General features: G+C 65.4%; 24 protein-coding genes. 18 read left to right on the plus strand and 6 right to left on the minus strand.

Features of this window, described 5'->3' with window-relative positions:
• Window positions 1–119 precede the first annotated feature (119 nt).
• Together U5A52_RS31580 and U5A52_RS31585 are read left to right on the plus strand one after the other, a co-directional pair.
• The gene (locus U5A52_RS31580) at window positions 120–497 is read left to right on the plus strand and encodes a hypothetical protein (RefSeq protein ID WP_321937734.1); all 378 of its coding nucleotides are present in this window, start codon (window positions 120–122) and stop codon (window positions 495–497) included.
• 11 nt (window positions 498–508) lie between these two features.
• Window positions 509–730: a hypothetical protein gene (locus tag U5A52_RS31585; protein ID WP_321937736.1), complete on the plus strand. Its 222-nt coding sequence runs from the start codon at window positions 509–511 to the stop codon at window positions 728–730.
• Between the two features lie 162 nt (window positions 731–892).
• On the opposite strand, the gene U5A52_RS31590 is transcribed toward U5A52_RS31585, so the two are convergent.
• Complete coding sequence (locus U5A52_RS31590; RefSeq protein ID WP_321937738.1) at window positions 893–1,474, minus strand: hemerythrin domain-containing protein; 582 nt, start codon at window positions 1,472–1,474, stop codon at window positions 893–895.
• Between the two features lie 195 nt (window positions 1,475–1,669).
• On the minus strand, window positions 1,670–3,220 hold the full coding sequence (locus tag U5A52_RS31595; protein ID WP_321937740.1) for an NAD(P)/FAD-dependent oxidoreductase: 1,551 nt from the start codon (window positions 3,218–3,220) through the stop codon (window positions 1,670–1,672).
• Window positions 3,221–3,542: 322 nt separating this feature from the next.
• Here U5A52_RS31595 and U5A52_RS31600 point away from each other — a divergent pair, with 322 nt between their 5' ends.
• Window positions 3,543–4,193 carry a BON domain-containing protein gene (locus tag U5A52_RS31600; protein WP_321937742.1) on the plus strand — a complete coding sequence of 217 codons (651 nt, stop codon included), beginning with the start codon at window positions 3,543–3,545 and terminating at the stop codon, window positions 4,191–4,193.
• A 109-nt stretch (window positions 4,194–4,302) separates the two neighbouring features.
• On the opposite strand, the gene U5A52_RS31605 is transcribed toward U5A52_RS31600, so the two are convergent.
• Complete coding sequence (locus U5A52_RS31605; RefSeq protein WP_321937744.1) at window positions 4,303–4,491, minus strand: hypothetical protein; 189 nt, start codon at window positions 4,489–4,491, stop codon at window positions 4,303–4,305.
• 117 nt (window positions 4,492–4,608) lie between these two features.
• The gene (locus tag U5A52_RS31610) at window positions 4,609–5,100 is read right to left on the minus strand and encodes a carboxypeptidase regulatory-like domain-containing protein (RefSeq protein ID WP_321937746.1); all 492 of its coding nucleotides are present in this window, start codon (window positions 5,098–5,100) and stop codon (window positions 4,609–4,611) included.
• 218 nt (window positions 5,101–5,318) lie between these two features.
• Here U5A52_RS31610 and U5A52_RS31615 point away from each other — a divergent pair, with 218 nt between their 5' ends.
• Both U5A52_RS31615 and ppsA read left to right on the plus strand, forming a co-directional pair.
• Entirely contained in the window at window positions 5,319–5,771 is a 453-nt protein-coding gene (locus U5A52_RS31615; protein ID WP_321937748.1) for a universal stress protein, read from the plus strand.
• Between the two features lie 58 nt (window positions 5,772–5,829).
• Complete coding sequence (gene ppsA, locus U5A52_RS31620; protein WP_321937749.1) at window positions 5,830–8,265, plus strand: phosphoenolpyruvate synthase; 2,436 nt, start codon at window positions 5,830–5,832, stop codon at window positions 8,263–8,265.
• A gap of 82 nt (window positions 8,266–8,347) precedes the next feature.
• Here ppsA and U5A52_RS31625 read toward each other — a convergent pair whose 3' ends face one another.
• Both U5A52_RS31625 and U5A52_RS31630 read right to left on the minus strand, forming a co-directional pair.
• Window positions 8,348–11,227, minus strand: a complete 2,880-nt coding sequence (locus U5A52_RS31625) for an AMP-binding protein (RefSeq protein ID WP_321937751.1) — start codon at window positions 11,225–11,227, stop codon at window positions 8,348–8,350.
• 22 nt (window positions 11,228–11,249) lie between these two features.
• Window positions 11,250–11,456, minus strand: coding sequence for a ChaB family protein (locus tag U5A52_RS31630; protein WP_321937753.1), 207 nt, complete (start codon window positions 11,454–11,456; stop codon window positions 11,250–11,252).
• 259 nt (window positions 11,457–11,715) lie between these two features.
• Between U5A52_RS31630 and U5A52_RS31635 the strand changes: the two genes are divergently transcribed.
• The 13 genes from U5A52_RS31635 to U5A52_RS31695 all read left to right on the plus strand — a co-directional run bounded on the left by U5A52_RS31635 (window position 11,716) and on the right by U5A52_RS31695 (window position 20,951).
• Window positions 11,716–12,210 carry a hypothetical protein gene (locus tag U5A52_RS31635; RefSeq protein ID WP_321937755.1) on the plus strand — a complete coding sequence of 165 codons (495 nt, stop codon included), beginning with the start codon at window positions 11,716–11,718 and terminating at the stop codon, window positions 12,208–12,210.
• Window positions 12,211–12,255: 45 nt separating this feature from the next.
• Window positions 12,256–12,906, plus strand: coding sequence for a BON domain-containing protein (locus tag U5A52_RS31640; protein WP_321937756.1), 651 nt, complete (start codon window positions 12,256–12,258; stop codon window positions 12,904–12,906).
• Between the two features lie 17 nt (window positions 12,907–12,923).
• A complete protein-coding gene (gene atpD, locus U5A52_RS31645) occupies window positions 12,924–14,390 on the plus strand; it encodes a F0F1 ATP synthase subunit beta (RefSeq protein ID WP_321937758.1) in 1,467 nt (488 codons plus the stop codon).
• Window positions 14,391–14,399: 9 nt separating this feature from the next.
• Window positions 14,400–14,855, plus strand: a complete 456-nt coding sequence (locus U5A52_RS31650) for a F0F1 ATP synthase subunit epsilon (protein WP_321937759.1) — start codon at window positions 14,400–14,402, stop codon at window positions 14,853–14,855.
• The gene (locus tag U5A52_RS31655) at window positions 14,852–15,157 is read left to right on the plus strand and encodes an AtpZ/AtpI family protein (RefSeq protein ID WP_415774081.1); all 306 of its coding nucleotides are present in this window, start codon (window positions 14,852–14,854) and stop codon (window positions 15,155–15,157) included. The genes U5A52_RS31650 and U5A52_RS31655 overlap by 4 nt, the downstream gene beginning before the upstream one ends.
• Window positions 15,150–15,422 carry an ATP synthase subunit I gene (locus U5A52_RS31660; RefSeq protein WP_321937761.1) on the plus strand — a complete coding sequence of 91 codons (273 nt, stop codon included), beginning with the start codon at window positions 15,150–15,152 and terminating at the stop codon, window positions 15,420–15,422. The genes U5A52_RS31655 and U5A52_RS31660 overlap by 8 nt, the downstream gene beginning before the upstream one ends.
• Entirely contained in the window at window positions 15,422–16,120 is a 699-nt protein-coding gene (locus U5A52_RS31665; protein ID WP_321937867.1) for a F0F1 ATP synthase subunit A, read from the plus strand. The genes U5A52_RS31660 and U5A52_RS31665 overlap by 1 nt, the downstream gene beginning before the upstream one ends.
• Window positions 16,117–16,362: a F0F1 ATP synthase subunit C gene (locus U5A52_RS31670; RefSeq protein WP_321915692.1), complete on the plus strand. Its 246-nt coding sequence runs from the start codon at window positions 16,117–16,119 to the stop codon at window positions 16,360–16,362. The genes U5A52_RS31665 and U5A52_RS31670 overlap by 4 nt, the downstream gene beginning before the upstream one ends.
• Window positions 16,363–16,374: 12 nt before the next feature.
• Window positions 16,375–17,124 carry a F0F1 ATP synthase subunit B gene (locus U5A52_RS31675; RefSeq protein WP_321937763.1) on the plus strand — a complete coding sequence of 250 codons (750 nt, stop codon included), beginning with the start codon at window positions 16,375–16,377 and terminating at the stop codon, window positions 17,122–17,124.
• Complete coding sequence (locus U5A52_RS31680; RefSeq protein WP_321937765.1) at window positions 17,105–18,634, plus strand: F0F1 ATP synthase subunit alpha; 1,530 nt, start codon at window positions 17,105–17,107, stop codon at window positions 18,632–18,634. The genes U5A52_RS31675 and U5A52_RS31680 overlap by 20 nt, the downstream gene beginning before the upstream one ends.
• Window positions 18,631–19,497: a FoF1 ATP synthase subunit gamma gene (locus U5A52_RS31685; protein ID WP_321937767.1), complete on the plus strand. Its 867-nt coding sequence runs from the start codon at window positions 18,631–18,633 to the stop codon at window positions 19,495–19,497. Before U5A52_RS31680 ends, U5A52_RS31685 begins: the two co-directional genes overlap by 4 nt.
• A gap of 79 nt (window positions 19,498–19,576) precedes the next feature.
• Window positions 19,577–20,227 (plus strand): BON domain-containing protein, encoded by a 651-nt coding sequence (locus U5A52_RS31690; protein WP_321937769.1) that lies wholly within the window; start codon window positions 19,577–19,579, stop codon window positions 20,225–20,227.
• 28 nt (window positions 20,228–20,255) lie between these two features.
• The gene (locus U5A52_RS31695) at window positions 20,256–20,951 is read left to right on the plus strand and encodes an NAD(P)H-dependent oxidoreductase (protein ID WP_321937771.1); all 696 of its coding nucleotides are present in this window, start codon (window positions 20,256–20,258) and stop codon (window positions 20,949–20,951) included.
• The last annotated feature ends 35 nt before the right edge of the window (window positions 20,952–20,986 follow it).

The following is a 20,986-nucleotide window of genomic DNA, read 5'->3' on the forward strand; positions in this document are numbered from 1 at the left end:
ACGTTCATCAGGTGTCCCGATGATGAATCTCGATAGTGCACCACTAGCCATCGCATGCTGCGTACGGGAATGTTCGCAACCTGGCAGCGTACTTCGGGACAACACTCATGGAGTCAATGATGGCAATCAAACCGCAATGGCGATCGCTGTTGTCTCTGAGCCTCCTGCCTCTGTCAATGCTGGGCAATGTCGCGCACGCACAGACCATCCCCATTGTCACGGGGCAGCAGTGGACGGCATCCTCGGAAAGTGAAAAGAAAGCGTATCTCGTCGGCATCGCCAATCTGCTTGAGATCGAGCGTGCCTACGCCGGCAATAGTGTGAGCAGCAGCGATATCTCGCAGCGCTTCGGTAAAGGCATGCAAGGCCAGACACTCGACAGCGTGCGCCAGGGGCTGGACAACTATTACGCGTCGAATCCCACAATGATCCAGCACCCGGTGATTGAAACCCTCTGGTTTCAAATGGTCCTGCCCGGCCTGAACAAGAGTCAGTGAGGATGCCGATCATGAAACGCTTTGGATGGTTCGCAGGTATGGGGACCCTGGTTGCGATCATCGGCTGCACGGATATGACCCCTCGTCAACAGGGCACGATGAGCGGAGCGGCGATCGGAGCGGCCGGCGGCGCGGGCATTGCGGCGATCGCAGGTGGTAATGCGTGGACCGGCGCGGTTATCGGCGGTGTCGCGGGCGGCGTGGCCGGCAATATACACGGTGGTCATCAGTGACGTTGCCGGCCGTGTTGGCGCTCGCGGCACCGGTAGGACTGCGAGCGGCCACACGCAGCCTCAGGAGCAGAAACTCATGTTAAAGAACTTCGCGCGCATTCTGGGCCCTGTCACACGAAGGGCGTGCGAGCGCGATGTCCGTCACGGTCGGCATTACGGCATTCAGGATCGCACGTCGGGCATTGTCTGGACGATCAGCGCATAGAGATCGTCAAGATCGTCTTCGGTCTCGAGACTCTCGAACGGATCGCGATTCGCACCGAATGCCTGATCGATCTCCACCCAGTCGGCTACGGTCAGATAGCGCTGCGCGCCAGGCAGGATGACGGTCTCTTCAAGCTGTTGATGTTTGGCGTAGAAGTCGGCATAGGCAGTGACTTCGGCGCGTAGCGCCGGCAACGCACTGCCGCCCTCCAGTTCAAACCGCGTGAGAGCGCGTTCGAGTGCCTGTATACGCCGCTCGCCCGCCTCGTGCTGATGCCCAAGCTCCTCGATTGTGGCGGCCAGTTCGTCAGTTCGCTCGCGAAGCCGTGCGAACAGATGTCGTTCTTCCTTCGGATGATGAATCTGCTCGGGGAACTCGTGTATGTAGTAGAGCATCGCGCGCATGAGCATTGCTCCCGATGAGTCGGCATTGGACGCCATGCGATTGGTCACCCGAAGCATGCCGTTGACGACGCTAGTAAGACGTCTGTGTTCGCTCAGTATCACTTGTATCGCGTTGCGTCTCGTGGCGGGTGCCATGTCGGGCTCCGTGGCTGGCTCGGCCAACCGGGTGGGGATGCGAAGTTGGGGCCGCACCTGGGCGGCGCCTCTTGCACTGTGGAACTGGTGCTGCAGGAAGCATTGATCCTTGTCAATCTGTACAGGTCCTGCACGCTATCGCGTTCCTGTTCGCCGCACACCGCGGGAGGCGATCGGCGGCGCGGGTACGGTCGTCTAATGGAGATGGGAGTAGATCTGGTTCGCAATCGAGGCAGCGGCAATCACACCGCCCATCATGGCCCCTGTAACGCCGGGGCTTGTGACATCCTGGCCGGTGAGAAATAGTCGCGCAATGGGTGTCCGGACATTCAGACTCTCCGAAAGGAATCTGCGAGGACTGACTTCGAGCCCGTAGCTTGCGCCCCGATACGCTCCTGAATAGGTCGCGAGGCTCAAGGGCGTGGAGACTTCATGAAACACCACCATCGGCGCCAGTTCAGGGAAATGCCGTGCGAACTGTGCAAGCAGGCTTTGCTCAATGAATGCCTTGAACGCTGTGTATTCGCCTGGTCTATCCTGTAGCGTAGAACGGGACCAACGCGCGAATGGCTCCCAGCTGGTGAGCGCCACGACCTCGGCCGTGTGCCGTTGATGGTCATCCGAAGCGCTCCCCGGATCCTTCAGCGATGGGAAAGAGACGAATAGCACGGGGGCAGTTGTTTCCTGATTCGTCAATTGCCATACGCCGTCGCTCGTCCCCCAGGTTTCGTGGAACCAGTGGTTCGATGCGGATGCACCATGCGCGCTGATTTCGCCTTGGAGTCCGACGTATAGCGTGACGTGGCAGACCGAGGGCTGGAAAGAGCGTATTTCCTTCGCCCAGGCGCTCTGCTGCAGTTCTGCCGGCAACAAGCCAACCGTATTGTGCGCGCCGATATCAGAGAAGATTGCCTGGGCGTGCAATACGGTTCCATCATCGAGCAGCACACCTGTTGCCTCTCCGTCCTCGATGCGCAGCGCCTCGACTCTGGTTTCGAGCCTGATCGAGCCGCGAGCCTGTTCGATGATGGGAACCAGCGTATCGGCGAAGACTTTCGCGCCGCCCAACGGATACCATGCGCCGTTAAGGTAATGGTTCATCACCACCGCATGTATGCCGAAGCTGGTCTTCGCAGGGTCCGTGCCGCCATGGTCTCCCTGTTGTGCAAGGAGGACGGCGCGCAGTCGCGGATCGCTCACGAGATCGGCGAGTACGTCGGCGGTGGTGCGGCCCCACCACTTGTGAATAGCGCGACGGTGCCAGAGTCCATAAACATCACCGAGCAGTCCGGATAGTGCTCTGCGGGTAAAGAGCGCCCTTCCTGCATGGACGGCCTCATCGAGTGCAGCAAAAAATGCGTCAATCTCTGCCGCGCAGTCCGGGAATCGCGATTTCAGTTCGCCCTCGAGCGCGGCCCTCGGGCGCGTGAACGGCACGGTGAGATTGTCGGGGAAGTGGACGATATCGTAGGCGTTGCCGAGTGGCGCGAACGTCATGGCCCGGCCGGTGAGCCAGTCAAGTACGCCGCGCGCTTCGCCTTCGGGACCCATCTCCCCGAGATAATGAAGACCTACGTCCCACTGGAAGCCGTCGCGGCTGAATGACTGGGTCAGCCCGCCGGCCACGTGCTGGCGTTCCAGCACCAGGACGGCTTTACCACATCGAGCCAAGGCGGCGGCGCAAGCGAGGCCGCCGATTCCCGAACCAATGACGATCGCGTCAAAGCGATTCCAGCCTGTTGACATATTCCTCTCCGTCGCGGGCCGAGGGCGAGGCACGCTGCCAGCCATCAAGCCAGTACCGGAACGCTATGTCAGCTGAAGGCTGGAACTGTTGATTCATGTCAATTCGCGGTCGCGATCGTGCTGGCGCAAGACGCGAGTATCCAGTGCGGATTGGTTTGCAGACTAACAGTGTAAGAAGGGCCAGGGAGGGTGAAATGCTGAGTCGATCGAGCGACGATACGAGGGGGCGCAATCCGCCAGTTGATGCAGATCAGTCGCAGAAACGCGCTTCATGTCAGGCTCGCCTCAACGGCCCGCGTTGGGCCATTGGATGGAGGCGACAATGAAGACCGATTTGCAACTCAAGCACGACGTGGAAGCGGAGCTGGAGTGGGAACCTGCAGTGACCGCCGCGAATATCGGGGTCGAGGTGAGGGACGGTATCGTGACGCTCGCCGGGCACCTCGCAAGCCTTGGCGAGAAAATCGCGGCCGAACAGGCGGTGCGCCGTGTAGGCGGCGTGCGCGCACTGGTGGTCGAACTGGATGTGCGCCTTCCGGGCGATGACGTCCGCACCGACGAGGATATCGCGCACATCGCGCGTTCGGTCCTGCGCTGGACAGCCGGACTGAGCGCGGACGCAGTCCAGGTGGAGGTTGAGCACGGTCACGTGGCGCTCAGGGGCACGGTCGATTGGCCGTGGCAGAGCCAGAGCGCCGTGCGCGCGATTGCCCAGCTGCGCGGTGTAGCGGGCGTGACGGATCACATCGAAGTTCGCAATAAGGTGGCGCCGGAAAAGATCAGCCATGACATTCTGGACGCGATGCGGCGGCATGCCGACCGCGAGGCGCGGCACATTCAGGTTACTGTGCATGAGGGGACGGTCAGGTTGTCCGGCACGGTTCACTCGTTCGCCGAACGCTGCGTGGCGCGAGGGGCGGCATGGGCCGCGCCGGGCGTGCGCGCCGTGGTGGACGATCTGACTGTGGAGTGAGGCAGCGGTTGCTGCCTTGTGCGCGTGCCGTTCAGCACGATTTGCCGACGGCGCGCGCTAGTGCGAGACGGCGCGATTTTGCGAGCGGTTGAGCGGCGAATGCCAACGGTCAACAATGGTCATCAACGGTCAAGGTGGTGATGCCGCCGCGCAAGGCGGCGTATTTCGTGCGCAGCACGGGCAAGCCCGCGGCTTGCGCGAGAAGGGCGCGGCCACGCGGATGCGCGCCAACGGCGGCGATGACGAAGAACGAACCGGGCAGTGCGAGGATGACCAGGAAGATCAGTCGCTTGTACATGATGGATCTCGCCAATGGGGCAACGAATATGAAATCAGCTTAGGCATGGAGCGAGTCTCCGGCTTGACCTGTATCAGGGAAATCCAGCTGGCTGCGCCGCCATCGCCCCGCGCGGTCTCATTCGCGCACGGGGCCAACCTGGCAACACGGTGCAGCGGCACGGCGCACGAGCGCCGGGAAATCGAACTGGACATTCGCGCCTTGACGCGCATTCACGAGCACCACGCGAGTCTGCCTCGTTCCCGCCGCGTACGCGGTGACCTGGTACCTGCCGGCTGGCAGCGAGACATAGAGGAACGGACCGAGCGTGCGTGTCTTAAGCACCGGGGCCCCGGAAGGCCCGATGACCTCCACATCCACGTCCGAAAGGAATTGTCCGCCTTGTGTCAGGAAGGTCATCCTCAGGCTGTACTTGCCTGCGACGCTGCGCACCGCAGCCGCTTCATCGCTGCCCACGCCCCCGGTGATGTAGGCCACGCCGTTCTGCACGGTCCGCGTCGCGGCGGTCTCTGTTTCAGCCGGGGCACTCTGCGCCGCGCAATAGGTAGGGCCAAGAGTCGCTGCCACGACGAGGGCGACGGTCACAGTAATTTCGTAGACAAGTTTCACGGAACTCTCCTCGTACAGGAAGCAGCCGGGTTTGTCCCGGCAACAGCAGCATCCCGCTTCTCGCGTCGCCGCTACTGATGCAAATCAAGCTATGCCGATGCCGCGCCGTTGGATGTCTCTTGATGCAAATCAATCGTGTGACGTGGTGCGCTCCGAAGATGTGCGTCAGGCAAGGCGGTGCTGTGGCGCGGGATATCCCGCGGGTCAGGAGGCGGAGCATGTACGAGAAGATTCTGGTTGCATTCGATGGTAGTGAGACTTCGAAGCTGGCCCTCGACGAGGCGCTGCGCATGGCCCAATTGACCGGCGCCCGGCTCTGCGTAGCGCACGTAATCGACGCCGTTGCGCCGTTCGGCATGGGGCTCACCTACGTTCCGGTGGAGTTGCTCGCGTCGTATCGCGAAGAGGCCAAAGCGCGGCTCGAAGCGGCGCGCTCCGAAGCGAAGGCGGCGGGTGTCGACTGCGAGACGCAAATGCAGGATGTGGGCAGCGTCACGCAAAGCGTTGCGGACTCTCTGCAAGCCTGTGCGTCGCGTTTTGGCGCGCAACTCGTGGTGCTTGGTACACATGGCCGGCGTGGCGTCAGGCGCGCCTTCCTCGGCAGCGTAGCCGAGGAGTTCGTGCGCAACGCGCCGTGCCCGGTGCTGCTCGTGCGGGGCGGGCCCGCGTGAACCGCTGCGGCCCACATTCATTCTGTCGATGTCTTCCTGTTTCTACGCGGAGCAACCCATGGAAAGCACTTCCTCACCCGTTGTCTCGCTCGCACAGGTCACACGCGCCGATCTTGCACGTGTGGGCGGCAAGAACGCGTCGCTCGGCGAGCTGATCGCCAAACTTACGCCGCACGGGGTCAAAGTACCATCCGGCTTCGCGACTACGGCGCAGGCGTATCGCGACTTCCTCGAAGCAAACGGTCTCGCCGACGTCATCGCCGCCGCGCTGGATGATCTCGCGGGCCAACGTCGCACGCTCAAAGAAACGGGTGCGCTGATCCGCGCGGCATTCCTGCGAGGCATTTGGCCTGCTGCGATCGCTCAGGGTATCCGTGCCGCATACGCGGACCTTTGCCGCCAGACTGGCAACGAGAGACTGAGCGTTGCCGTGCGCTCGAGCGCGACGGCCGAAGACCTGCCAGAGGCAAGCTTCGCGGGCCAGTTTGAAACGTTTTTGAACGTGTGCGGTGCCGACGCGGTGCTCGACGCCTGCCGGCGCTGCTACGCGTCGCTCTATACCGACCGGGCGATCAGCTACCGCCAGGCCAAGGGCTTCGACGCGCTTGAGGTCTCAGTCTCGGTTGGCGTGCAGCAGATGGTGCGCGCCGATCTGGGTGGCGCGGGCGTGATGTTTTCGATCGATACCGAAACCGGGTTCGACCGCGTCGTTCTGATCAACGCGGCCTGGGGGCTGGGTGAGAACGTGGTGCAAGGCATCGTCGACCCCGACGAGTATGAGGTCTTCAAACCCTTGCTGGACGACCCGGCGTTCACGCCCATCGTCGGCAAGACGTGCGGCGCGAAGACGGTCAAGATGACCTGCGCGCGTAGCCGGATGCAGCCGACGAAGAATGTGCGGACCTCGCGCGCGGAACGCATGGCTTACGTGCTGAGCGACGACGAAATCCTGCATCTGTCGCGCTGGGCGTGCTTGATCGAAGCGCACTATGGCTGCCCCATGGACATGGAGTGGGCAAAGGACGGCATCACGGGGGAGTTATTCATCGTGCAGGCGCGTCCGGAAACGGTACAGTCGCGGCGCGATGCCGGCGCGCTCAAGACATGGCGCATTGGCAAGACCGGGCCGAAGCTGCTCTCGGGCGTGAGTGTCGGGGAGGCCATCGGCGCGGGCCAGGTCTGCGTGATCGAGCAACCCCGCGACATGGCGCGCTTCGTGGACGGCGCGGTATTGGTCGCGCAGACGACCGACCCGGACTGGGTGCCGATCATGCGGCGCGCTTCGGCGATTGTCACGGATCACGGCGGCCGCACTTCACACGCGGCGATCGTGAGCCGGGAACTCGGCCTGCCGGCGATCGTTGGAACCGGCAACGCGACGCGCGTGCTGCGCAACGGCCAGGCGGTTACGGTGAGTTGTGCGCAGGGCGAGGAAGGCATGGTGTACGAGGGCATCGCGGAGTTTCACGCTGACGAGATCGACTTCTCGAATCTGCCGCCTACGCGCACCGGCATCATGCTCAACCTCGCGAATCCGGCGGCGGCGTTTCGCTGGTGGCGTATCCCGGCCGATGGGATAGGGCTCGCCAGAATGGAGTTCGTGATCAGCAACCAGATCCGCGTGCATCCCATGGCGCTCGTCCACTTCGACAAGTTGAAGGACGAACAGGCGAAGCGCACCATCCGCGATCTGACCGCCGGTTATGAGGACCGCACGGAGTACTTCATCGAGCATCTCTCGCGCGCACTGGGGCGCATCGCGGCAGCGCAATATCCGCGACCCGTCATCGTGCGCATGAGCGACTTCAAGACCAACGAATACGCAAATCTCGTGGGCGGTGCCCAGTTCGAGCCGAAGGAAGCCAACCCGATGCTCGGCTTTCGAGGGGCCTCGCGCTACTACTCGCCGTTGTACCGCGAAGGTTTCGCCCTCGAATGCCGCGCCATCCGCCGCCTGCGCGAGGTGATGGGATTCACCAATGTCGTCGTGATGATTCCGTTCTGCCGTACGCCCGAGGAAGCCGACCGCGTGCTGGCGGTGATGAGGGAGAACGGCCTCGAGCGCGGGGGCCATGGTCTGGAGATCTATGTGATGTGTGAGATTCCGTCGAATGTCGTGCTTGCGCGCCAGTTTGCGCAGCGCTTCGACGGCTTTTCGATCGGCAGCAACGATCTCACGCAACTCACACTGGGTGTGGACCGCGACTCGGCACAGCTCTCCGGGCTCTTCGACGAGCAAAGCGAAGCGGTCAAATGGATGGTGCGCAGGGTGATCGCCGACGCGCATCACGCTGGCGCGAAGGTCGGCTTATGCGGCGAGGCTCCCGCACACCATCCCGAGTTCGCCGCTTTTCTCGTCGAGTGCGGTATCGACTCGATTTCGGTGAGCCCCGACAGTTTCGTTGCGGTCAAGCGACGCGTCGCGGCCAGCGAGCCGGCGCTCGATGCGGACGCCGGCATGCCTGTGACCCTGGCGGAACGCTTGCCGCTGTGACGGGCGCACGGTGTCGAGGCGCGCAGAGTCCGGCACATCGCGGCGCAGGACGACAACGTCTACCGCCTCGAGTGGGTCCAGTTCAACGTGTCGTGCTGGCGTCACTGCTTGTCAGGCTGTGAGCGTCCAACGGTGATTCCACGGAAGCGGCCTGAGCGCCTGCATCAGGCTCGCCGCATTTCGCGAGGAGCGCCGAGCGGGTACGCTCACGCAAGCTGACCATCGCGCGGAAATCGCTTCCCTCAGGGTATATCGGGTCCAGCATTTCGATCTCGATTTCGCCGCGCTCCGGTATCCACCGTCCATCGCGCAACGCAGCGCGTGTGCCGCGCAGGGCGACGGGCAGTACCGGACGGCTTGCCAGGACAGCCGCGCGAAACGCGCCCAGTCTGAACGTCTGCAGCCCGGCGGCAGCTACGAATGTTCCTTCGGGGAAGAACAGCAGCGTTTCGTCGCCAGCGCGGGCGCATTCGACCAGCTTCGCTTCATCGGCCAGGCTCTGGCCGTAGTCCTCGCGCGTGACGAAGCGCGTGCCCAGCGCGCGCAGCACGCCGCCAACGAACGGGCGGCGCGCGAGGTCCCGCTTCGCGACGAAATACACCGGCTCGGGGAGCATGGCCAGCAGCACGACCACATCGAGATAGCTCGCGTGATTGGCGGCCAGTACGGGATGCGTTGCAGCATCGAGATGTTCGGCGCCGCGCAGCGTCGTGCGCAGGCCGACCGCGCGCAGCACCATCCGGCACGCGCGAGCGGCCATGCGCCAGCGGCGCGCGGGCTCGCGATCGAGCGTGACCAGTACCCAGACTGCCGAAAACGCGAGTCCGACGAGCGACCAGCACCAGGTTCCGCGGACAGCACGCCGCAGCCACGCGCCGGCCGCACGCACGAGCGGAACTGCGTTGGCGGCGGCGAACGCCAATGTCCGACGCCACGGCGAGAGCGCACGCGTCGGCTGCTCAGGGGCACCGCCGTGGCGCAGGCGCTCGATTGTCGCGGCGCGACGGATCTTGCCACCCGGCGTTCTCAGAATGCTTTGTGGTACAACGAGCAAGACCCGTTCGGCGGGCGCGCCGCACAGGCGCCTCGCGACAGCGTTGACTCGGGCCTGAAGGTCGGTGCGCCCGGCGGCCTCGTTCATCGACGTTTCGACGATCAGGACGAGGCGCTCGGTGCAGGCCAGGGGATCCGGCTCGCCGCAGGCCGCCACGCCGCCTGGTTCGACTCCGCTTAGCTGCCCGAGCGCATGTTCCAGCTCATCGGGGAAGATGTGGCGGCCGGCGCGAATGATGAGATCCTTCGTCCGCCCCGTCACAAACAGCTCGCCATCGGCGAGATAGCCTAGATCCCCACTGTCGAGCCAGCCATCGTGCGCGAGACGTGCCGTTTGCCCGGGGTTACGGTAGTAGCCCGTCGTCGCGCTCGCGCCGCGAAACTCGATATGCCCGATACGGCGCTCGGCGAGCGGCTGCCAGTTGTCATCCACGATGCGCAGCCCGGTATCCGCGAGCGGATAGCCGCACGCGACAAGCGCAAGCAGCCCGTCTTGTGCGCCCGCCGTTATGGCTTCACCGCACATGCTCAGGGCCTCGCGCTGCACGAGGTCGACGCGCAGGCCACGCGACGGCGCGGGGAACGTGACGGCGAGCGTGTTTTCGGCGAGCCCGTAGACCGGCGTGATGGCGCGCGCGTCGAACCCGAACGGGGCGAAGCGGTCAGCGAACGCCCGCAGCGTGTCGGGATTCACCGGCTCGGAGCCGCAGAACGCAAATCTCAATGACCCAAGATCGAGCCCGGCGAGCTGGCGCTCGGGCACGCGCCGCGCACACCACTCGTATGCGAAGTTAGGCGCAGCGGTGATCGTCGCACGGTATTGCGAGATCGTTTCCAGCCAGATTGCGGGACGCGCGAGGAATGCGAGCGGCGACATGACGACGAGCGGAAAACCGAAGTAGAGCGGGGCGAGCCACGCGCCGATGAGTCCCATGTCGTGATAGAGGGGCAGCCAGCTCACCAGTTTGTCGCCGGGTTGCACCTGCATGCGCTCGCCCATCGCGCGGATGTTTGAAAGCAGGTTCGCGTGGCTCAACATCACGCCCTTGGGCTCGCCTGTACTGCCCGAGGTGTACTGGAGTAACGCGAGGTCGTTCGGTGCGGTTCTGACGAATGGCGCAGGCTCGTTACCTTCAGTCGGTGACGGGGCAAGTGCCGCGCTCGTGACGACTTGACGCAGCGTCGGCACGTTCAACCTGAGCATGTGTGCCACCGCGCCCAGCGATGCCGCAGCGATCAGCTCCGAGACTTGCGCATTGGCAAGGATCAAAGCATAGCGTTCGACGTGTTCCTCGACCTGGGCGAGGCTCGTGGGTGGATAGATCGGCACAGGAACGGCACCGCACAGCATCAGCGCCGCGAAGACGACGAAATAGTCGGCGCCGGTAGGCAGCATGATCGCAACTCGCGCGCCAGGATCGACGCCGAGCGCGCGCAGGGCATTGGCCGCGTGCGACGCACGCCGAAAGAGCGCGCCATAGGTGAGCACCGTAGAAGCGCCGTTCTCGATCAGCGTGAGATGCAGCCGGTCAGGGTGGCGGAGCGCGTGCCAGCGAAGCACGTCGGCCATCGTCTGGGCCTGCTCGGGCACCGCCAGCGTGGGTTCGTCTCGCACTTCGGCCTGCGCCTGGAAATGCGGCGCGCGCTGGGCGCCTTGTTCGATCGCCTTGAGCAGGTCCGCAGGTGTAATGGCTGCAAACGCATCGGGTGGCAGGCGGACGGCAAAGGTGTGTTCGATCCTCTCTGCGAGTTCGGCGCGCGCGAGGCTGTCGAAGCCGAGATCCCGTTCGAGCTGCGTCGTCATCGAAACGCGCACGGGATGCAGCGCTTCGCCATGCAACTCTGCGGCGAGCGAATCGACAAGACGCAGAAGGCGCACAGCGAGGGTATCTTCGGCGAGCGTATTCATGGAGGCCGTGGGGAAGGATCGTCTACCGTGGTACCCAGTACATCCCGTCGCGGCCATACAGGCGCTTCACGGCTGCCCACGCAATCCGGCGGGCGGCTTCCTCCCGGCGCGGGTCCAGGGCGTGGTCGGCGTAGGCGCGATTGAATGCGGCCCGGAAGATGTCCTGGGCATGCGGAGGCAAATGATTGCGTACGCCCAGAGGCAAGTCGCTATTGGTCGGGTAAGTCATGGCGGTGAGGCGCGGATTGCGCGCGTGTCAATCGGAGCAATGGAAAGGCTCGCGCGCCCGGGCAGGTCCGCTTCTGATTCAAATCAAGAGAAGCCGGATCCTGTCTGCGCGCCTGCGCCGCCAACCTGCCCCAAAAACTTCTGATGCAGGTCAATTGCACGGGAAGCGCCCCCATTAGATTGAACGAAGAACCCGGGCTGCCGTGCAACGCCGCGAGCGGTAGATCACGCAACGGCGTTCAATCGACCAGGAGATCGAAATGACAGACACCCCTCAGAACATGCAGTTTGCGCCAATGTGCATGATGAGCGTGGGCACACGCATGGTGCAGCTGGGTCTGGAGGAACTGCAGGCCGCGCTGGGCCTGCAGGCGAAGTGCGTGGAACGCGACCGTGTGGCTGTGCAACATGCCTGCGAGGCCCTTCTGGATGCTCGCACGTACGATTCGGGGGCATTCGTGCAGACGTGGCAAACCTTGATGCGCGAATATTTCGCGGCCAGCACGGCGCTATGCGAGCAAGGTCAGGATCTGGCTGCGCGAAGCCAGGCGGCATTTGGGGCCTTGATGCGAGAGGCAGCAGTCGATTTCGAAAAAGCTTGCGTGCACGCGCAGGCGCAGGCCTCGCACCCGGCAGGCGTCCTGCCGCCAGCGGCCGACTGGATGACGTATCTCGGCCAGTTCGTCGGCTTGCGCCCGAACGGCGAGGCGATACCGGCCAAGCCCGCGAGCGGCTCCGTTTCCTCGAGTGCGTGATCATCAGGATGCCGATTCGATAGATGACGCCGGCGCGAGCGCACCATGAAAGCCGATACGCAACTGAAGCAGGACGTGCTGGACGAACTGACGTTCGACCCCGCGCTCGACGCATCGCGCATTCGTGCCGAAGTGGCGAACGGGGTAGTGACTCTTACGGGATCGGCGCCGTCGCTTGCCCAGACGCATGCCGCCGAACGCGCCGCATGGCGCGTGAGCGGCGTGCGTTCCGTTGTCGCGCGCATGCGGGTCGACGTGCCGGTTACCGACTCGCCCGGCGACGAAGAGATCGCGGATATGGTGCGCGCCGTCCTGCACTGGACGGCAGGGGTGCCGCAGCGGGCCGTGGAAGTTGAAGTGAAGGACGGTCATCTTTTCCTGCGGGGCGCTGTCGAATGGGAGTGGCAGCGCGAACTTGCGATTCGCTCGCTCGTGCGCTTGCGTGGCGTGACGGGGATCACGAACCGTGTGGAGGCGCACCGGCGTACGGACGCCAGCAAGATCAGCGAGCGTATCGGTCGGGCGCTGCTGCACTACGCCGAGGACGAGGCCACTCGCATCCATGTCGAAATCAGCGACGGCGTGGTGACGCTCAAGGGTACCGTTGCATCGGAAGCCGAACGTGCCGTGGCGCGCGGTGCGGCGTGGGCACAGCCCGGCGTGAGCGCGGTCATCGACGAGCTCGTGCTCGCATGATGCCGCGGAGAAGCCCTGTGCCCAACAACCATCCCTCAAACGACACTGCGGCTTCTGCCACGCGCGCCGTCGGACGCGTGAGCGCCTTGCGCGGTGCGGTGCTGGACGTCGTGTTCGAAGCTGGGCCGCTGCCACCCGTCGAAGACGCGCTGTCGATCATTCGCGACGACGGCTCTCGCCTCACAGCGGAAGTCGAAGCGCATCTCGGCACCACCGTGCTGCGCGCGCTCGCCTTGCAGTCCACGGCGGGTCTGCGGCGCGGCGCCCGCGTCGAAGCGTACGGCGGGCCGCTCGAGGTTCCCGTGGGCGACGCGGTGCTCGGCCGGCTGCTCGACGTGAGCGGCGTGGTGCACGACGGCGGCGCGCCGCTCGACGCAGACGTTCCGCGCCGCCCCATTCACCGCACGTCGCCCCCGCTGGCGGCGCTGCGCGGTTCCACCGAGATCTTCACTACCGGCATCAAGGTGATCGATCTGCTCGCGCCGCTCGCGCAGGGCGGCAAGGCTGCGATGTTCGGCGGCGCGGGCGTCGGCAAGACCGTGCTGTTGATGGAGCTGATACATGCGATGGTCGAGCGCTACCAGGGCATCTCGGTGTTCGCGGGGGTCGGCGAGCGTTCGCGCGAGGGCCACGAGATGCTCTCGGATATGCGCGGATCGGACGTCCTCGAGCGTACGGTGCTGGTGTACGGTCAGATGAACGAGCCACCGGGCGCGCGCTGGCGCGTGCCACTCACGGCGCTCACGATCGCCGAGCACTTTCGCGACGAGAAGCGCCAGAACGTGCTGCTCATGATCGACAACGTGTTTCGCTTCGTGCAGGCGGGCGCGGAGGTGTCGGCGTCGCTTGGGCGCATGCCTTCGCGGGTCGGGTATCAGCCGACGCTCGCGAGCGAAGTGGCCGCGCTCCAGGAGCGCATCGTCTCGGTGGGCGATGCGGCGGTGACGGCCGTCGAGGCTGTCTACGTGCCTGCCGACGATTTCACCGATCCCGCCGTGACGACAATCGCGGCGCACGTCGACAGCATGGTCGTACTCTCGCGCGCCATGGCGGCGGAGGGCATGTATCCGGCCATTGACCCGATCGCTTCGTCGTCGGTGCTGCTCGATCCGCTCGTTGTCGGCGCGGAGCACGCGGCGGTTGCGATCGAAGTGCGACGGCTCATCGAGCACCATCGCGAACTGCAGGACGTGATCGCGCTGCTTGGTGTCGAGGAACTGGGCGCCGAAGACCGTCTGCTCGTGCAACGCGCGCGTCGTTTGCAGCGCTTTCTCACGCAGCCGTTCGCGGTCACGGAAGCATTCTCGGCACAGCCGGGCCGCTCGGTCTCGATTGCCGACACACTGGCGGGCTGCAAGGCAATACTCGCCGGCGAGTGCGACGACTGGCAGGAGCGATCGTTCTTCATGGTCGGCACGCTCGACGAAGTGCGCGAGAAAGAGCGCGTTTCGGCAACAGCGGCCACATCGGCCGCACTCGCATAGGGGGCAAGCATGGCCGTGCTACTCGACCTGACGATCGCCACGCCGCTGGACATGGTGGTCAATCATGAGGTCGCCGGCTCCTTGCGCGCCGAGGACGAGAGCGGCTCGTTTGGCATACGTCCGGCACACGCGGACTTCATCACGATGCTCGTGCCTTCGGTGGTGCGCTGGGTCGGGCCGCACGGGCAACGGCGCTATTGCGCAGTGGACGGCGGCCTCTTGACGGTATCCGGCGGACGCACGGTGGCCGTTGCATGCCGCGAGGCGATCGTCGGCGATTCGCTCGAGCGCCTCGAGCGCGAAGTCGCCCGTGTGCGCGCGGCTCAGATCGACGCCGAGCGGCGAATGCGCGTGGAGACCGTGCGCCTGCATGCCCAGGCGGTGCGGCAGATGCTGTGTTATCTGCGCGGCCCAGGGGTGCCGGACGGACAGGAGATTACAGCGCCGCAGGAGCGAGGGCGATGAGTGATCCGTCAGGTGAGCGCAACCACATGGCGCAGGCGGCGCGCGACGCCGCGCAGCGCGAGGCGCGTGGCCGCGCGCAACCGGAGCCGTCGCTCGGCAGCCGGCTCGGGCAGATCGGCATTCTCGGCTGGACCATCGTGTTGCCGACGCTGGCGGGGCTCGCGATCGGCCACATGCTCGACCGCTTTTTCGGCACGCGCGTGTTCTTCTCGGCGCCGATGCTCATGCTTGGCGCGGCGGCGGGTCTCTGGTTCGCATGGAAGTGGATGCATCGACAGGAGCGGGGTCATCAGGATGACTGAGCACTCGACGATCTGGGCATGCGCGGCGGCTCTTGCCGCTGGAGTCGCGGCCGGGGCGGCGCACTTCGCCGCGCTGCGGTGGAACGCGCGGTATTTTGCGGCGGGCCGCATGGGTATTGCGCTCGGCGCACAGGCCGTGCGCTGCGTGCTGACTGCGTTTATCCTGTTCGCATTCGCGCGCGCGGGCTTCCCGGCGCTGCTCGCGGGGATGGCCGGGCTGCTGCTCGCTCGCCATGTCGTGCTACGCCAGGCGGTGCAGACATGATGAAAGCCTCGCCGCTCGCCACCACACCGCTCTGGCACCTCGGCGCGCTCTCGATCACGGCACCGGTCGTGGTCACGTGGGCCATCATGGCCTGCATGGCCGCCGCTGCGGTCTTGCTCACGCGGCGGCTCGCGCTTGCGCCTTCGAAGACGCAGACCGTGCTGGAACTGCTCGTCACCACGCTCGACGCCCAGATTCGCGACACGATCGAAGGCGACCCCGCCCCGTACCGTGCGCTGATCGGCACGCTATTTGTGTTCGTGCTGGCGGCGAACTGGTCGTCACTGTTGCCGGGTATCGAGCCGCCGACCGCACATCTCGAAACCGACGCCGCGCTCGCGCTGATCGTGCTTGCAGCAACCGTCTTTCACGGTCTGCGCACACGCGGGCTGCGCGGCTATCTGGCGACCTTCGCCGAGCCGACGTGGGTCATGATCCCGCTGAACGTTGTGGAGCAGCTCACGCGCACCTTTTCGCTCGTCGTGCGCCTCTTCGGCAACGTGATGAGCGGCGTGTTCGTGGTCGGCATCGTGCTCTCGCTCGCGGGGTTGCTCGTGCCCATTCCGCTGATGGCGCTCGACCTCCTCACCGGTGCCGTGCAGGCCTACATATTCGCGGTGCTGGCGATGGTGTTCGTCGGCGCCGCGGCGGGTGGCGAGCGCTCGGGTCCCGGACATCGCGTACAGGGAAAGTCATGAATCTCATCGAAATCGTCAGCATTGCGGCCGCCGCGCTCGCGGTGTCGTTCGGCGCCATTGGCCCGGCGCTCGCCGAAGGCCGCGCCGTTGCCGCCGCCATGGACGCCATCGCACGGCAGCCCGATTCCGCGGGCACCGTCTCCCGTACGCTGTTCGTCGGCCTCGCGATGATCGAAACCATGGCGATCTACTGCCTCGTGCTGGCGCTTCTGCTGCTGTTCGCCAACCCGTTTGTCAAATAGCGGGGCAGCACCATGCATATCGACTGGTCGACGCTCGCGCTGCAGACGGTCAATGGCCTCGTGCTGGTCTGGCTGCTCGCGCGCTTCTTGTTCCGCCCCGTGGCGGATATCGTTGCCGCGCGTCAGAAAGCGGCGCAGGCGCTGCTTGCGGATGCCGAGGCAAACCGCCTGGCAGCGCAGGCCGAGCACGACGCCGCGCGCGACGAAACCGCGCGGCTTGCGGCCTCCCGTGACGCAGCGCTTCGCGCCGCGCAGGCAGACGCCGAAGCGCACAAGGCGGCCCTGCTTGTGCAGGCGCGAGCCGAAGCCGCGCAACTGCGTGCCCAGGCTGAGAGCGAAATCGAACGCGGGCGCGCTGCGCAGGCGCGCGACATCGAGGACGACGCCGTACGGCTTGCGGTAGTGATTGCGGGCCGTCTTCTCGATCGCATGCCACCGGAGGCGCGTGTGCAGGGCTTCATTGGCGCGACGGCCGAGGCCCTGGCAACGCTGCCGCCCGAGACGCGCGCCGAATTCGGCGCCCAGGGCGAGCCGCTTGCGCTGGCTGCGCCGCGCGCGCTGAGCGCGGCCGAACAGCAAGCCTGCGAGGCGGCTTTCGGCGCGGTGCTCGGGCGCGACGTCACGCTGCGCGTGCGCGCTGACCCCACGCTGATCGCCGGGCTCGAACTCATGGGCGCGCACGCGGCGGTGCGCAATCATCTGCGACACGATCTCGACGCCATTCGCGAGACATTGCTGGAGCATGGTGGTGTGCGCGGCTGAGTCCGGAGCGCCGAGCTGGCTATCGCGAGCGCAAGACGCGCTCGCTCGCGTGCGCATCGCGGCGGAGGCGCAAACCAACGGCTGCGTAGAGAGCGTGGCCGACGGCGTTGCGCGCATCGCGGGGCTCACCGATGTCGCACTCGACGAAACGGTGCGCTTCGCGAGTGGCGCGACGGGCTACGTGCGCACGCTCGACGCGCATCTGGCGAATGTAGTGCTGCTCGACGGCGCGACAGGTGTGGAGGCCGGGGAGCGTGTGGAGCGCACCGGCGCCGTGCTTCAGGTGCCGGTGGGCGAGGCGCTGCTTGGGCGCGTGATTGATCCGCTTGGGCGGCCGCTCGACGGCGGCGAGTTGCTCGCCGCCGAGACATGGTTGCCTGTGGAGCGCCCCGCACCCGCCATCGTCGAGCGGGGCGCTGTGAGCGAGCCGCTGGAAACTGGCGTGCTGATCGTCGATGCGCTGTTCGCGATCGGGCGCGGTCAGCGCGAGCTCATCATCGGCGACCGCGCTACCGGCAAGACGTCGCTTGCGGTCGACGCGATCGTCAACCAGCGCGCGAGCGACGTGATCTGCGTGTACGTCGCCGTGGGGCAGCGCGCCACGGCGGTGCAGCGCGTGATCGATGCCGTGCGCGCGCGCGGCGCGCCGCAGCGCTGCGTGTTCGTGGCGGCACCTTCTTCGGCTTCGCCTGGCATGCAATGGATCGCGCCGTTCGCGGGCTTCTCGGTCGCCGAGTATTTTCGCGACCGTGGCCGGCACGCGCTGGTCGTGATCGACGATCTTTCGAAGCACGCCGCCACACACCGCGAACTGGCTCTGCTTACCGGCGAGCCGCCCGGGCGCGAGGCCTACCCCGGTGACATCTTCTATCTGCATGCAAGGCTGCTGGAGCGTGCGGCGAGGTTGAGCCCCGAACTGGGCGGCGGCTCGCTCACTGCACTGCCGATTGCCGAGACCGACGCGGGCAATCTTTCGGCTTATATTCCAACCAACCTGATTTCGATCACCGACGGCCAGCTCGTGCTGGATGCGGCGCTGTTCGCGTCGAACCAGCGCCCTGCGGTCAACGTGGGATTGAGCGTGAGCCGCGTGGGCGGCAAGGCGCAAGTGAGCGCACTGCGGCAGGTGGCGGGGCGGCTGAGGATCGACTACGCGCAGTTTCTCGAGCTGGAGATGTTCGCGCGCTTTGGCGGCCTCACGGACGTGCGTGTGAGTGCGCAAATTGTGCGCGGCGAGCGCATTCGCGCGTTGCTCGCGCAGCCGCGCTTCAACCCGCTTGGCACTGCCGGGCAGGTCGCGCTGCTCGGAGCGCTCGCCGATGGCGAGTTCGATGCGCTGCCCGTGAGCGCCGTTGCAAAGATCCGCGAGCGTCTTGCAGTTGACGATTCGGATGGAGAATCATCCCAAAACGTTGCCGCGTTGCGCGAACGGGTGCGTGAATGCATCGCGGGCATTGTGCGCGACGAAGCCGGCGCGGGCCGTGTCGCGCCTGGCGAGGAGGCGATATGAGCGGAAAGCTCGGCGAGGTCGAAGCCCGGATCGGCGCGACCCATCAGCTGGAAGCCGTGGTCGGCGCCATGCGCGGGATTGCCGCGGCGCGCTCGCGCGACGCCCATGCGCGGCTCGCCGGTATCCGCGCGTGCGCAGCAGCGGCTGGAGCAGCGATTGGGGACGTCCTTGCGTTTGACCCCTCGAGTGCGTTGCCGGGCGCTGCGAACTCGGGCGACGGCGCCGAGGTGCGCATCGTCATCGGTGCGGAGCAGGGTTTCGTCGGCGGTCTCAACGACCGGATTGCGGACGAAGCCCTGCTCCGCCCTCGCGAGCGCGTCAGTCACTGGCTGCTGGTCGGTACACGGCTCGTGAGCGCATGCGCGCAGCGTGGTCTCGCGCAGGCCTGGTCAGCGCCAATGGCCGCGCATCCGGCAGCCGTTCCCCGTCTCGCGGCCCGCGTGTCCGATGCGCTTTACGCCCGGCTTGCCGATGGCGAGCGCGCGACACGCGTCACGCTCACTTACGCGCTGCCTGGCGAGTCGCGCCTGTGCGTCGTGCAGCGCACACTCATTCCGTTCGATTTCGCGCGTTTTCACGTCACGCCGCGTGCGTTGCCGCCGCTCGTCAACGTGGCGCCCACGCGGATTCTTGCGAGGCTCGTCGGACTTTATGTGTCGTTCGAACTGTGCGAGGCGCTGATGCTCGCCTTCGCGGCCGAGAACGAGGCACGCGTACGCGCCATGCTTGCTGCGCGCACGAACGTGCAAGCGCGGCTCGCCAGCCTTTCGCAACAGTATCGTGCGATGCGCCAGGACGAGATCACCGCGGAAATCGTCGAACTGACCACCGGACGCGAGGCGGCGCGGCGCGCAATGGATTGATCGATATCAGCCGCGCGGCGTCGCGCCGAGCGATGCTTGAGGCGGAGCAACCGGGCGGAAAGCTCGAGAGGAGGCCGCAATGAAATCCGATGAAGCACTGAGAGACGAGGTGGCGCGCGAACTCGCGTGGGACCCCGAGGTGGATATCTCGCGCGTCGATGTCAGCGTACAGGACCGTATCGTGACGTTGTCGGGCACGGTGCCCGGTTACGCGCAAAAAATGGCCGTCCAGCGAGCCGTCGAGCGGGTGGCGGGTTGCCGAGCGATCGTCTTCGAGCTTACGGTTGCCCCGCCGCCGAAGGTTCAGCATTCGGACGTCGATCTCGCCGAAGCTATCGTGATCGCACTGCACTGGCAGGCAGGTCTTGCCGAAAGCCAGGTTCATATCGAGGTGGATCGCGGCTGCGTGACGCTCGTGGGCGAAGTGGACTGGGGCTATCAACGCAATCTGGCCGAGAAGGTCGTTAGTAGCATGCGCGGCGTGATGGGCGTGGTGAACCGGATCGCAGTGCGCAACAGCGACGCCGTGGCTGATGTTGCCGGGCACATTTCGGCGGCGCTCGCGCGCCGCGCACAGCGGGAGTTTGCCGGCATTCATGTCGCGGTCGAAGGCGGCGTGGCGACGCTCAGCGGCAAGGTGTCTTCGCTGCGCGACCGCCGCGCCGCATGTGGCGCCGCCTGGGCGACGCGCGGCGTGCGGCGCGTAGTGGACGAACTGGTCGTCGAGTGAACCGGGCAGCCGGCAAGGCGATCCTCGCATGATTGATGTGTGTCAATCGGATGGCGGCTGGCGCGCGCAGGATGAATTTATTCGTGCAGCGGTCTTTTTAAAAGGAGCTACCGCCATGCAGAAACATCTGATCGTGGTCGCGCACCCGGTGGAAGACAGCTTCACGATGAACGTGACGCGTGACTACGTTGGCGAACTGGTCCGCATTGGCCATGACGTGCGCGTTCATGACCTGTACCGGATGGGGTTCGATCCCGTGCTCTCCGCTGAGGAACTGACTGAGGGAAGCGACGTGCACGTTCGCATGGCCGACGTCGTGATCGCGCAGAAAGATGTACTCGCGGCCGACGTCGTGACGGTCGTCTATCCGCTCTGGTGGATGGCGATGCCTGCGATGATGAAGGGCTATATCGACCGCGTGTTCAGCCGTGGCTTCGCGTACGAGACCCAACCGGACGGTGTACACGGCTTGCTGTCGGGGCGCCGCGCCGTCGTGGTGACGGTCTCGGCCGCGCCGCTGGCCTCGTTCGTGGCAGACGGCCGGTGGCAGGCAATGCAGTTGTTGCAGGATACGCATGTTTTTCGTGCGTCCGGTTTCGACGTGATCGGGCACCTGCACTTCGACGAAGTCGGCCCGGCAATGCTTCCTGCTAAGGCATCCACCAACCTCGCGCGGGTGCGTGAATTTGTTCGCGGACATTTCGCTTTGGTCCCGGCGGCATGAATCGTTGGCGTAGTGAAATCGCGGCGGGAAGAAAT

The organism is Paraburkholderia sp. J8-2 (assembly GCF_905220195.1).
Classification (GTDB): Bacteria; Pseudomonadota; Gammaproteobacteria; order Burkholderiales; family Burkholderiaceae; genus Paraburkholderia.

Coding starts and splice junctions, on each gene's coding strand:
- U5A52_RS31580 (WP_321937734.1), top strand. CDS start 120: ATGGCAATCAAACCGCAATGGCGATCGCTGTTGTCTCTGAGCCTCCTG.
- U5A52_RS31585 (WP_321937736.1), top strand. CDS start 509: ATGAAACGCTTTGGATGGTTCGCAGGTATGGGGACCCTGGTTGCGATC.
- U5A52_RS31590 (WP_321937738.1), bottom strand. CDS start 1,474: ATGGCACCCGCCACGAGACGCAACGCGATACAAGTGATACTGAGCGAA.
- U5A52_RS31595 (WP_321937740.1), bottom strand. CDS start 3,220: ATGTCAACAGGCTGGAATCGCTTTGACGCGATCGTCATTGGTTCGGGA.
- U5A52_RS31600 (WP_321937742.1), top strand. CDS start 3,543: ATGAAGACCGATTTGCAACTCAAGCACGACGTGGAAGCGGAGCTGGAG.
- U5A52_RS31605 (WP_321937744.1), bottom strand. CDS start 4,491: ATGTACAAGCGACTGATCTTCCTGGTCATCCTCGCACTGCCCGGTTCG.
- U5A52_RS31615 (WP_321937748.1), top strand. CDS start 5,319: ATGTACGAGAAGATTCTGGTTGCATTCGATGGTAGTGAGACTTCGAAG.
- ppsA (WP_321937749.1), top strand. CDS start 5,830: ATGGAAAGCACTTCCTCACCCGTTGTCTCGCTCGCACAGGTCACACGC.
- U5A52_RS31625 (WP_321937751.1), bottom strand. CDS start 11,227: ATGAATACGCTCGCCGAAGATACCCTCGCTGTGCGCCTTCTGCGTCTT.
- U5A52_RS31630 (WP_321937753.1), bottom strand. CDS start 11,456: ATGACTTACCCGACCAATAGCGACTTGCCTCTGGGCGTACGCAATCAT.
- U5A52_RS31635 (WP_321937755.1), top strand. CDS start 11,716: ATGACAGACACCCCTCAGAACATGCAGTTTGCGCCAATGTGCATGATG.
- U5A52_RS31640 (WP_321937756.1), top strand. CDS start 12,256: ATGAAAGCCGATACGCAACTGAAGCAGGACGTGCTGGACGAACTGACG.
- U5A52_RS31650 (WP_321937759.1), top strand. CDS start 14,400: ATGGCCGTGCTACTCGACCTGACGATCGCCACGCCGCTGGACATGGTG.
- U5A52_RS31655 (WP_415774081.1), top strand. CDS start 14,852: ATGAGTGATCCGTCAGGTGAGCGCAACCACATGGCGCAGGCGGCGCGC.
- U5A52_RS31660 (WP_321937761.1), top strand. CDS start 15,150: ATGACTGAGCACTCGACGATCTGGGCATGCGCGGCGGCTCTTGCCGCT.
- U5A52_RS31665 (WP_321937867.1), top strand. CDS start 15,422: ATGAAAGCCTCGCCGCTCGCCACCACACCGCTCTGGCACCTCGGCGCG.
- U5A52_RS31670 (WP_321915692.1), top strand. CDS start 16,117: ATGAATCTCATCGAAATCGTCAGCATTGCGGCCGCCGCGCTCGCGGTG.
- U5A52_RS31675 (WP_321937763.1), top strand. CDS start 16,375: ATGCATATCGACTGGTCGACGCTCGCGCTGCAGACGGTCAATGGCCTC.
- U5A52_RS31680 (WP_321937765.1), top strand. CDS start 17,105: ATGGTGGTGTGCGCGGCTGAGTCCGGAGCGCCGAGCTGGCTATCGCGA.
- U5A52_RS31685 (WP_321937767.1), top strand. CDS start 18,631: ATGAGCGGAAAGCTCGGCGAGGTCGAAGCCCGGATCGGCGCGACCCAT.
- U5A52_RS31690 (WP_321937769.1), top strand. CDS start 19,577: ATGAAATCCGATGAAGCACTGAGAGACGAGGTGGCGCGCGAACTCGCG.
- U5A52_RS31695 (WP_321937771.1), top strand. CDS start 20,256: ATGATTGATGTGTGTCAATCGGATGGCGGCTGGCGCGCGCAGGATGAA.